This window comes from Halomonas sediminis, from assembly GCF_044871105.1.
Taxonomy (GTDB): Bacteria; Pseudomonadota; Gammaproteobacteria; order Pseudomonadales; family Halomonadaceae; genus Vreelandella; species Vreelandella zhuhanensis.
In genome coordinates, this window is the sequence record NZ_CP085246.1 from 3,303,610 (window position 1) to 3,314,880 (window position 11,271).

At 57.6% G+C, this 11,271-nt stretch carries 9 protein-coding genes and 1 tRNA gene; 8 read left to right on the forward strand and 2 right to left on the reverse strand.

Features of this window, described 5'->3' with window-relative positions; translation table 11 throughout:
- Positions 1-81: 81 nt before the first annotated feature.
- The 4 genes from LG290_RS15635 (at position 82) to LG290_RS15650 (ending at position 3,399) form a co-directional block, all read left to right on the forward strand.
- On the forward strand, positions 82-612 hold the full coding sequence (locus tag LG290_RS15635; RefSeq protein ID WP_499835577.1) for a hypothetical protein: 531 nt from the start codon (positions 82-84) through the stop codon (positions 610-612).
- 55 nt (positions 613-667) lie between these two features.
- Positions 668-1,147, forward strand: a complete 480-nt coding sequence (locus LG290_RS15640; RefSeq protein WP_499835578.1) for a Na+/H+ antiporter subunit E — start codon at positions 668-670, stop codon at positions 1,145-1,147.
- Positions 1,144-1,341 (forward strand): hypothetical protein, encoded by a 198-nt coding sequence (locus tag LG290_RS15645; protein WP_499835579.1) that lies wholly within the window; start codon positions 1,144-1,146, stop codon positions 1,339-1,341. Before LG290_RS15640 ends, LG290_RS15645 begins: the two co-directional genes overlap by 4 nt.
- A gap of 345 nt (positions 1,342-1,686) precedes the next feature.
- Positions 1,687-3,399 carry a class I SAM-dependent methyltransferase gene (locus tag LG290_RS15650; RefSeq protein WP_499835580.1) on the forward strand — a complete coding sequence of 571 codons (1,713 nt, stop codon included), beginning with the start codon at positions 1,687-1,689 and terminating at the stop codon, positions 3,397-3,399.
- Positions 3,400-3,544: 145 nt separating this feature from the next.
- Here the strand turns inward: LG290_RS15650 and LG290_RS15655 are convergent.
- Positions 3,545-3,621, reverse strand: a tRNA-Arg gene (locus LG290_RS15655).
- 153 nt (positions 3,622-3,774) lie between these two features.
- Here LG290_RS15655 and LG290_RS15660 point away from each other — a divergent pair.
- From LG290_RS15660 to LG290_RS15670, 3 genes are read left to right on the forward strand one after another with little or no spacing between them, the layout of a single operon-like run.
- Positions 3,775-4,770: a TRAP transporter substrate-binding protein gene (locus LG290_RS15660; protein ID WP_499835581.1), complete on the forward strand. Its 996-nt coding sequence runs from the start codon at positions 3,775-3,777 to the stop codon at positions 4,768-4,770.
- Positions 4,771-5,289 (forward strand): TRAP transporter small permease, encoded by a 519-nt coding sequence (locus LG290_RS15665; protein ID WP_499835582.1) that lies wholly within the window; start codon positions 4,771-4,773, stop codon positions 5,287-5,289.
- Positions 5,286-6,548 carry a TRAP transporter large permease gene (locus LG290_RS15670; RefSeq protein WP_499835583.1) on the forward strand — a complete coding sequence of 421 codons (1,263 nt, stop codon included), beginning with the start codon at positions 5,286-5,288 and terminating at the stop codon, positions 6,546-6,548. The genes LG290_RS15665 and LG290_RS15670 overlap by 4 nt, the downstream gene beginning before the upstream one ends.
- A gap of 250 nt (positions 6,549-6,798) precedes the next feature.
- Here LG290_RS15670 and LG290_RS15675 read toward each other — a convergent pair whose 3' ends face one another.
- A complete protein-coding gene (locus LG290_RS15675) occupies positions 6,799-9,447 on the reverse strand; it encodes an AMP-binding protein (protein WP_499835584.1) in 2,649 nt (882 codons plus the stop codon).
- Between the two features lie 272 nt (positions 9,448-9,719).
- Here LG290_RS15675 and LG290_RS15680 point away from each other — a divergent pair, with 272 nt between their 5' ends.
- A complete protein-coding gene (locus LG290_RS15680) occupies positions 9,720-11,270 on the forward strand; it encodes a BCCT family transporter (RefSeq protein WP_499835585.1) in 1,551 nt (516 codons plus the stop codon).
- The last annotated feature ends 1 nt before the right edge of the window (position 11,271 follow it).

Below are 11,271 nucleotides of genomic sequence, written 5' to 3' on the forward strand. Positions count from 1 at the left end.
ATTCAGGTCAATAACTGTTGATTAAAACTCAATCGGAGCTCAATTTTCAGTCTCGATTCAGTTTAATGGCCTTTACTGAACATGATGCAGATGTCTGCAGATTTTAAGGAGGATCTCATGAACAGATTTACCCGTTTAATCGCGTGTTCCGTTCTGGTGGCAACACCCGTTTTGACTTTTGCACAGGGCAATTCCGATCAAATGCCCCGTGGCGGCATGATGAACCAGGAACAAATGCAGCAAATGAATGAAAACATGGCGCAAATGCAGGCCTTGAGGCAGGAGATGCGCAATGCCACGTCAAACGCCGAGCGCCAGCGCATCCGGGAAAAGCATATGGAATACATGCAGGACTATATGGGCATGATGCGTGGTGGCATGATGGGCCAAGGCATGGGTCAGGGCATGGGTCAGGGCATGGGTCAGGGTCAGGGTCAGGGTCAGGGTCAGGGTCAGGGAATGATGGGCAATGGCCAGGGCAGCCGTGCTGGTGCTGGTGCTGGTATGGATAATGAGCAGCGTCTGGAGATGATGGAGAATCGCATGAATCAGATGCAGTTCATGATGGAGCAAATGCTGGAGAACCAGGCTCAGAGCCAAAAAGGGCAGTAATCCTTACAGGGCCTGTCCTATTCCGTCAGCCCGGGAATCACCTTTCGGCGCGGTAGTGCGTCGCAGCATAGCGCTGTTTGCGGTGTGGTGGGTGTTAACCCTGGGCGATGCTTCCGGTCTGGGGGTTGGCGTTGTCGTCGCGGTTCTGGTTGCCGGGTTGTCTTTGCGCCTTTTCCCGCCTTCCGGTTATCGGCTTCGGCCACTCGGGTTGCTGCTCTTTTCCGGCTATTTTCTTTCCCGCTCCGTTGTTGCAGGGCTGGATGTCGCCCGCAGGGTATTGTCACCGGCCCTGCCGGTCAATCCCGGTGAAATTTCTCTGATCCTGGGTTTGCCTAAAGGCAGCCCGCGCTGGCTGCTGGCCAACACCCTTTCGCTGATGCCTGGTACCTTGAGTGTTCTGCTGGAGGGCAACCGGTTGACCCTTCATTGCCTTGATACCACCGTACCGGTTGAGCAGGACGTGCGGGAGACCGAAAAGCAGGTTGCCCGGGTATTTGGCCTGCAATTGAACGCCGATAACGGAGCGGCTTTGTGACTCTGATACTCAAGGCGGTTGCCGCTTTCCTGTTGCTGACATTGCTGATCGCCCTGATCTGGCGCGGCCCGGCACCGGCTGACCGGACACTGGCCCTTGCGCCGGGCGACTGTGGAGTATGTCTCGGTGAATGCCCCGTGTCCGGTGCTCGTACTGCCATCACTGGAAAAGTCCGGGCAGGGGAAGATAGCTAGAGTGTCGCCCCCTATTAAGGATGTGGCTATGGCTTGCCAGTGGCTTATATTGTATTTTCCTGAAGATCCGCTTCTGGCCGAAAGCGGATAGTGCATATTTCCCTTACTCCTAAGTTCCCCAACATCACATCGAGCGCTGGAATGCTGTTCTGCATTCATTCACTTACAACAAAATGAAAACACCGAGCAGTTAGCGTGTATTTTGGCGCAGGTATCTGGATATGACTGAAACCTACGACGCCTCGCACAGGCAATTTTCTATTTTGCTTGAGATTAAACGGCTGGTGAAAGCTAAAGCTGGTACGGTATCAGGGCTATTTAGTCGTTGCATATCAAGGATTCGGCATGGTTTCACCTCACAAACCAACTCCAGCCAGTCGTTTCTACGACGATCACGCTCAACAATTGTTTGCGCAGTATCAGTCGTTAAATTTTGAACGTATCCATGGCGAATGGCTGCACCACCTATCTGGGCAACCTGGCTTAGTACTAGACGTTGGCGCAGGCAGTGGTCGGGATGCCAAAGCACTTGCGAAACGTGGCTGGCAAGTCATGGCAGTGGAACCTGCCGATCGTCTGCGAGCGCTAGGGCAAGTGCACACATCTGGTGATGATATCTCTTGGCTAAACGACACACTGCCTGCATTGAACCGTGTGCGTCACCTATCGCAACGATTTCAATTGATACTGGTATCTGCTGTCTGGATGCACCTCGATCATGACGAGCAGCAGCGCGCTTTGCGGGTTCTATCGTCACTCCTGGCACCCGGTGGAATTCTTGTTATTACCTGCCGCGAAGGCCCAAGTCGTGATGAGCGCCTATTCCAAACAGTAAACCTGCCAGCATTAGAGCGCTGGGCACAAGACCTGGCGCTTCTGCAGTTGCAAGCAAGCCACAATGACGATCAACTTGGTCGTGACGGAATTGCTTGGCATTTACGTGTATTTAAACTACCGGACGATGGCTCTGGCGCATTACCCACGTTACGACACATCATCGTCAATGATGACAAAGCATCGTCTTACAAGCTGGGGTTACTACGCACTCTGACGCGCTTGGCCGACAGCGCGCCAGGCATCGTAATCTCACATACAGAAGATTGGGTCACGGTGCCGTTAGGTGCGGTAGGTCTTTTTTGGCTGAAGCTGTACCGCCCATTGTTAATAGAGCAACAATTGCGCCAGGCACCCGGCAAGAAAGGCTACGGTTTTGCAAAAGAAGACTTTTATCGTCTGAAGCAGGTCTCTCCGCACGACTTACGTATCGGCTCACCTTTTTACGACCCTCAAGTAGCAGCCACGGTTATGTGCTCGATTCGTGATGCTTGTCAGACGATCCTCAAGATGCCCACGCACTTCACCACTTGGCCAGGGAGCCAGCGCCCCATTTTCGATGGCAATAGCCAAAGCCTTCGTATTCGTGAGCAAGCGATTCGCCTTGATAGCGAAACATTGGCCACTTTCGGAACCTACTGCATTCCGACTCAACTGTGGGATTCCATGAGCCGCTATGCCTGTTGGCTAGAACCAGCGATAGTGCATGAGTGGGTGCAACTGATGCAACGCTATGATGCGTCTTACGATATTGGCAAACTGCATCAAGCCTTACAGTGGCAAGAAAGCCGCCGTGATACACAGCAAGTTCGCCTGCTGGTGAATCAACGCCTGCAAGATTCCACACCACTTCCCTGTGTTTGGTCGCAAAAAGATTTACACCGTTGGGCCTATGCGGTGGATCATTGCTTCCCTTGGTCGCGTTGGAACAATAACGATCTGTGGAATCTGCTACCTACCACCGAAAAAGCTAATCAAGCAAAATCCGATCGCTTACCGTCCGCTGGGGTTATGCAGAATGCCAAACAAGATATTTTGCACTGGTGGCACTACCTAGATGGTAGCAAAACAACCCACCAGCAATTTCGTGACGAGGCTGCCGTTGCCCTTCCTCTTGCCACCTCAGCAACTACTCTAGATATGCTGTTCGACAGCGCCCTATTGCAACGTCAACGATTAAAGGCAAATCAGCAATTAGCGGAGTGGATGGGTATGCGCCAATAAAGTGTGTGACCAAGCCTGCGACTAGTAAAAGCCAAAGGTCATAACCGAATAGGCGTATCAGGAAGGTGATTAAGAGGTTGTGGTCACGATTTGGTCACAGGCAAAAAATAAGGGCCTACGCGTTAGCGTAAGCCCTTGATATTCTTGGTGCGCCCGGCAGGATTCGAACCTGCGACCCTCGGCTTCGGAGGCCGATACTCTATCCAACTGAGCTACGGGCGCATTGCGTTTTTCAACGCGTGCGTATCGTAACCGTACGCGGGCAATGTGTCCAGCCGTGAGACGAGTCCGGCGCGGGAAAGCCGATTGACCGTTCTCGCTCCCCTGGTGCATTCTTTCAAGGCGTTATCGCCTTATTCCCAAGGAAAAACGACAATGAAAAAATTTGCTTTGAATACGCTGGCGCTGGGTGTGTCTCTTGCGTTGGCCGGTACGGCTTCCGCCTCCGAATTTACCGATATGGACCCGGTCACGCTGCGCCTGGCGCATGTGGTCAACGAGCAGGACGGCTTTCATATTGCCGCCGTCAAGTTTCAGGAACTGGTGGCCGAGCGTACCGAAGGCGCGGTGAGCATCGAGCTTTATCCCAACGCTTCGCTGGGTGACGAGCGCACCCTGCTGGAAGGCATGCAGATCGGCACCGTGGATATGGGCGTGATCACCAACGGCCCGGTGGCCAATTTCGTCGAAGAGATGGCGGTGTTCGAGTTGCCGTTTCTGTTCCCCTCGCCGGAAGCCGCTTACGGCGTGCTCGACGGCGAGATCGGCCAGGAACTGCTCGACAAGCTTTCCGAGGTCAACCTGAAAGGGCTGGCCTATGCCGAACGCGGCTTTCGTAACCTGACCAACAGTGAGCGCCCGGTGAATACGCCGGAAGAGCTGGACGGCCTGCGCATTCGCGTCATGGAAAATCCGGTGTATGTGGATACCTTCCGCGAACTGGGCGCCAATGCCATCCCCATGGCATGGACGGAAGCCTTGACCGCCATGCAGCAAGGCACCATCGATGGCCAGGAAAACCCGGTCAATGTGATCCATTCGTTCAAGCTCTACGAAACCCAGGACTACATGACCCTCTCGCGGCACACCTATGCCCCGGCGATCTTCGTGATGGGCATGCCTGTCTGGAACCAGCTGCCGGAAGCGGCTCAGGACGTGTTGACCCAGGCCGCCCAGGAAGCCGCCGAGCATGAGCGTCAGGTAAATGCTGAAATGGAGTCCGAGCAACTGGCCGATCTGCGCGAAGCCGGCATGCAGATCAACGAAACGCCGGATATCCAGGCCTTCCAGGCAGCGGTGACCCCGGTATACGAAAAATACGGTGAGCAGTTCGGCGACTACCTGACACGCATCCGCGAGGCGCTGGAGTAAGTGACCAAGCTTGCGCGACCGTTGTTAGGCTTTCTGCAGCGTATCGAGCGGGGCGTTGACGCCGTCATCGAGCCTACGGTTTTTTTGGGCATGGCGGCGTTGATCGGGGTGATCACCCTGCAGATCATTTCCCGGGTGTTGTTCTCCGCCGTGGGTTGGACCGAAGAAGTCGCTCGCTTTCTGCTGGTGTGGATTACCTTTCTGGGGGCAACCCTGGCCTTTCAGCGCGGGCGGCATATCGCCGTGACCTTCGCCGTGGACGCCCTGCCCGGGCGCCTGCGCCAAGTCGCCCGAATTGCCGCCACCTTGGTGGTACTGGCCTTCATGGTGGCGCTGGTGGTGATCGGCTATCGCTATATGCAGGTGCAAAGCTTTCAGAAGTCGGCGTCGATGCGACTCTCCATGACCTACGTTTATGCCGTGATTCCACTCAGCGCAGCCCTGATGGGCTGGTACGCCCTGGTCGATCTCTTGGAGCTACTTGTGGATGGCAAGCGCCTTGAGGAGCCGAAGTTATGACGCTGCTACTGTTCGGGCTGTTTTTCGGCTTCATGCTGTTGGGCGTACCCATCGCCCTGGCGATAGGCGCCAGCTCCCTGGTCGCCCTGAGCCAGGCCGGGGTGCCCTTGATGGTGGTCACCCAGCAGATGTTCCAGGGCATCAATTCGTTTGCCCTGGTGGCGATTCCCATGTTCATTCTGGCCGGCGACTTGATGGCCCAGGGCAAGGTCAGCGAGCGGCTGGTCAACTTCGCCGACTCCCTGTTCGGCTTTCTGCGCGGCGGCTTGTCGGTGGTGTCGGTGATGGCGGGGATGTTCTTTGCAGCGATTTCCGGCTCCGGGGCGGCGACCACCGCGGCGGTGGGCTCGAGCCTGGTGCCGGAGTTGCGCAAGAAAGGCTACGACCCGGCCTCCGCCGCCAGCCTGATTGCCGCCAGCGGCACCATCGGGGTGGTGATCCCGCCTTCGGTGCCGATGATCATCTATGCGGTGATCGCTCAACAGTCGGTATCCAAGCTGTTTTTGAGCGGTTTTCTGCCGGGGCTGGCCATGGGGTTGGGGCTGATGGCGATTGCGATTACCCAGGCGTACCGGCGTCAATACCCCAAGGGCACGCCGCTTTCTCTGGCGACTATCTGGCGCACGCTGAAAAGTGCCAGCTGGGGGTTGATGACCCCGGTGATCATTCTGGGCGGGATATTTTCGGGCATCTTCACCCCCAGCGAGGCGGCGGTGGTGGCGGTCAACTACGCCCTACTGGTATCGCTGTTCGTTTATCGCGACCTCAAGCTCGGCGATGTGTATCGCATCCTGATTCGCTCGGCGATGACCACCTCGGTGATCATGCTGGTGATCGCCACCTCGGCGGTGCTGAGCTGGACGCTTTCCAGCTGGCAGGTCCCCGGCGCCATCGCGCAAGCGGTACTGTCTATATCCACCAATCCTTACGTAATCATGCTGCTGGTGGTGGGGATAATCCTGCTGACCGGGGTGTTCATCGAAACCGCCAGCGCCTTGATCATTCTGACGCCGGTCTTGCTGCCGCTGGTGCTTCAGCTGGGCATCGACCCGATTCACTTCGGTTTGATCATTGTGGTGGGGTTGGCGATCGGCATGATCACCCCGCCGGTGGCGATCAACCTGTATGTGGCTTCATCGGTCACCCAGCTGCCCCTGGAGCGCATTACCCGGGCGATCATTCCCTACTTGCTGGGGTTGATCAGCGTGTTGTTATTGGTGGTGTATGTGCCGATTCTCGCCGGCTGGTCAGGGGCTTGAACAGCGGCCCGAGAGAGCCAAGGAGGCAATTCAAAAACAAAGAAGATTTAGCATTCTATAACTTAGGTTAACGAGTCCTACCGAGCATGCAGTGCACAGTGAAGGTGTGGCGGCCATGGAAGGCCCTCGAGGCCTGTGAAGGGAAGCGCGCGACACACAGGGAAAAGGAAAAAGGCCTGCCACGCCTTTTACAATTGCTCTGACCTTCTCCTGCCCGGTCAGGGCAATTTTTTATTCAGCGTTTGTTTATTCAGCGCTTAGCCAGTGCAGCGACTTCATCATGCACAAGCTCGGCAATTGCCTGTTCGTCACCCTTGAAGCGTTCAGGATCAATGGGCTCGCCAATCACTACCCTGACCCGCTCGCGCTTCGGCATTCGTCGTCCCGGCGGCAGTGCCTCCCAGGTGCCTTCGATCCATATGGGTATCACCGGCACCGGCTTGGCGCGCAATACCAGCCCCAAGCCCGGTTTGAAGGCTTGCAAGTTGCCATCGGGCGAACGCCTACCTTCAGGAAACCAGACCAGGCTATGGCCACGTTCAAGGCAGGTTACCGCAAGCGCCAGGCTGCTGCGTGGCGCAGCGCCGGGGTCGATAGGTAATACCCGCGCGCAGCGGCTTAACCAATGCGTCACCGGCCCGGAAAACAGCATGCCGGTCCAGCCCGCCCAGTAGAGCGATTCCAGCTGATCGCGGTCAAGTATCCGCGCCAGCACTAGGGGGTCGAGCAAGCTTAGATGGCGCGGCGCGATCAGATACCTGCCCTTGGCGGGCAATCTGCCGCGTACCTCCAGGTCCATGAACAGATAACTGATCGCTCGCGCCAGTCCCAATAGCACCACGCCGGTCGCTCGTTGCAAGGCGCTGCGTGGCGCCAGCGTGGCTTTCCGGTCGGCATCGAGCATTTCTTCCGGTTGACCGAGCGAGGTCAACAGATCCTCTCCGGCTTCATCGGCGCCGGACGCCCCCGCAGCCTCGTTGAGCAGGTCGCGTACATTGTGTACGCGGGAAATGGCGGCATCATCCAGTTCAATCCCGGCATGCTCACGCAGCGCCAGGGTCAAGTCGACCCAGCTGAGTGAATCAATCCCCAAGTCCCCTGCCAGGCTGCTGTCCGGGGTAAGGCGAATGTCATTGAACCGCCTGGCCAGATAGTGCCAGGTCTTCTCCGCCGCCGGGTCGGAGAGTAGCTGCTGATCTTCCGGGGCCATGGCTTCCGGGGTGATCGGCTCGGGCGCTGCCTGGGAGCTCTCGTCAACCTCACCCAGGCTCTCGAACAGCTCCTTCAACTTGTGGCGGCGCAGCTTGCCCAGGCGGGTGCGGGGCAGCGGGTCGAGCGTGATGCGCAGCTCCCCCGGCCGGTGGTGGCTGGGAAGCTCGCGGGCCGCTTCGCTCACCGCTTTCTTGACGGCCCGGCGCAGGTCTTCGCCGCCAGCTTCACGCAGCAGGTCGGGCTCCGGCACCACCACTGCCGCCAAGCGATCCTTATGCTCAAGCACGCCAGCTTCGCGGAGCTTCCCGGAGGCGGTCAAGGCCTTCTCGACACGTTCGGGGTCGACGTTTTCGCCGCCGGAAAGCACGATCATCGCTGACTTGCGACCCTCTATGTACAAATAGCCGTCTTCATCCAACCAGCCGACATCCCCGGTATGAAACCAGCCTTGGTCATCGAGATCTTCCCGGGTCTTTTCCGGCAGATTCCAGTAGCCACTGAAGACGTTGGGGCCACGCGCCAGTATCTCGCCCTTTTCGGAAATGCTCAGCTCGACCCCAGGCAAGGCGATGCCGGCGCTTTGAAGGCGAACTCTTTCGGGCGGGTTCATGGTCAGAATCGGCGAGGTTTCGCTGAGCCCGTAGCCGGTGGCCACTTCCCAGCCCAGCCCTTGCAGCTTGGCGCCCAGTTCAGGGTCTAGCGCCGCGCCCCCCGCCACCATCAGGCGTAGCCGGGGAGCAATGCGTTGGTGAAGCTTGCCGAATAGACGTTTTCCCAGCCGCCAACCAAAGCGCTGGCGTGCGGCAATCGAAAGCTGGAGCATTCCTGAAAACAGCTCAGCCGCCAGCTTGCCGCGCCCGGCCACGCGCTCGTGCAGTGCATTCCAGATCGCTTCATAAAGGCGGGGCACGGCTTCTATCAGGGTGGCGTCACCCTCGCGCAGCGCCCGGATGATCTGCGGCCCCACCAACGAGAAGGGAATGATGATCGGTGCGCCAAGGGTCAAGGGAATCAGGATCCCCACGGTAAAGGGATAGACGTGGTGAAACGGCAAGGGCACCAGGACGCGGTCGCTGCTGTCCGCCAGGTTCTGGGTGCGCAACGCTTCCACGTTGCTGGCGATGTTGTAATGGGTCAGCGGCACACCCTTGGGAGGGCCGGTGGTGCCGGAGGTATAAAACAGCGCCGCGATATCCTCCACCTGCGCGCGTATCGGCACCGGCTCTGCGTCCAGTAACTTTCCCCAAGGCTCTGCGGGTTCGGGTTCGCCCTGGGCGTTATCGGATGATTCGGCATCCAGCAGAAACAGCGTCACCTGGTCTTCGATATCCGCCAGACGTGAACGTAGTGCACAGGTGGTGATCGCGAAACGTGGCTCGCAATCATTCAGTGCATGCTGCATGTCTTCACCGGGCATCTGGGTATCCAACGGCACCACCACGCCCCCGGCATGCAGGATGCCCAGCGCCGAGACAATCCAATCGACGCTGTTGGGGGCCAGGATCACCACCCGGTCGCCACGTTCCAGCCCTTGCTTCTCCAAGCCGCCGGCGAGACGCGCATAACGTTCGAACACCTCCTGGCGGCTGGTGGTAGTTAGCGTTTCTCGCCCCAGTTCGACGACGGCCGGGTGCCGTTCGTCCACCTTCGCAGAGGTCAACATCTGATTGAGCGTGGTGACATCCATTGACTAGGCGACTCCTCACTTTTGGAATAACTACTTAGCCTTAACCCTAGTCAAGCTTGGTCGCCATCGCCATGCGCCGCCGATGAGGTGGCTCAACGCTGGGCTCGGCGTGCCTTGTAGCGCTGAGGTTTCATTCGTGTTGACATCCTTCACAAATATTAGACCTTTGTCTATGCCTAGGTTACAATTCTAAAAATCTCGTTCTATTTCCAGCGCCATTCATTGAGTGGCGTTTTTTTTATGCTCTTTTTTCCTACTGGATACGTCGTTCAATGGCTCAAACTCAAACCGATTCACCTCCTCGCTCACATAAGCTAGGCGATCCCGTGGTGCTTATATTGACCATCGGGTTCGTTCTCGCCTTTGTGCTGCTTTCGCTTTACGACACCGACCTGGTGGCCGACAGCATCAGCAGCGGCTTCGCCTGGACGGCGCTGACCCTGGGTTCTTATTTTCAGTTGCTGCTGATTCTGACGTTCTTCATTGCTATCGGCCTTGCCATGACGCCCGCCGCCAAGGCGCGTATCGGCAATCTCGATGCGCCGGAGATGAGTACGTTCAAGTGGCTCTCGATTATCTTGTGCACCTTGCTTGCCGGAGGTGGCGTCTTTTTTGCTGCCGGTGAACCGGTGTATCACTTCGTGGTGACGCCCCCGGCCTTCGATACCGAGGCAGGCACCGCCGAAGCGGTTGCCGGTGCCTTGGCGCAATCGTTCATGCATTGGGGATTTCTGGCCTGGGCGGTGCTCGGATCATTGTCTGCGGTCGTGCTGGCGCATGCGCACTACGTCAAAGGTGAGCCCCTGCAACCGCGTACCCTGCTCTACCCGGTGTTCGGCAAGCGCCTGATGCGCGGGCCGCTGGGCGGCGTAGTGGACGCCTGTTGCGTTATCGCGGTCGTGGCCGGCACGGTGGGACCCATCGGTTTTCTGGCGACCCAGATGAGTTACGGCCTGCATGAACTGTTTGGTTTGCCGCAAGGCTACCCGACTCAGCTGGGCATTCTGGGGGTATTGGGAGCTGTCTATGTCGGCTCAGCGGTCAGTGGCGTGCATCGCGGTATCCAGTTGCTCAGCCGTTTCAATGTGTTCCTGGCGCTGGCCATCGCTTTGGTCATCGTGGTGTTCGGTCCCACCCTGTTTCTGGTCAACAGCTACCTGCAAAGTACCGGCACTTACCTGAGTGAATTCTTCACCATGGCGAGCATGACCGCAGAAACCGCACCGGCCTGGTGGATGCAATGGTGGACGGTGTTCTTCTTTGCCTGGTTCATCGGCTATGCGCCGTTGATGGCCATTTTCGTGGCGCGAATTTCTCGTGGCCGCACCATCCGTCAGATGATTCTGGCAGTGGCGGTCATTGCACCGATTGCCACCACTATCTGGTTCACCTTGCTGGGTGGTTCGGGCATTTATTATCAATTGACCGATACCATCGACCTCACCGAAGCGCTGAATAATTTCCAGTTCGATGTGGCGACCCTCACGGTGGCTCAGGCACTGCCCGGCGGCACCTGGATGGCATTCGCCATTCTGCTTCTGACCAGTATCTTCGTGGCCACGACCGGCGACTCCATGAGCTACTCGATTGCGATGGTCGGCGCAGGCCATGACGCCCCGAGCTCTCTCATTCGGGCTTTCTGGGGGATCACCATGGCGCTGATGGCCGCCATTCTGCTGTACATGGGAGCCGGTCAAATCGGCGTGTTGCAACAATTCATCGTGCTTACCGCGATCCCGGTTTCCTTGATCCTGCTTCCCTCACTTTGGAAAGGGCCGCAAGCGGCTTATGCCATGGCGCGCGAACAAGGGATTATTGATTAAC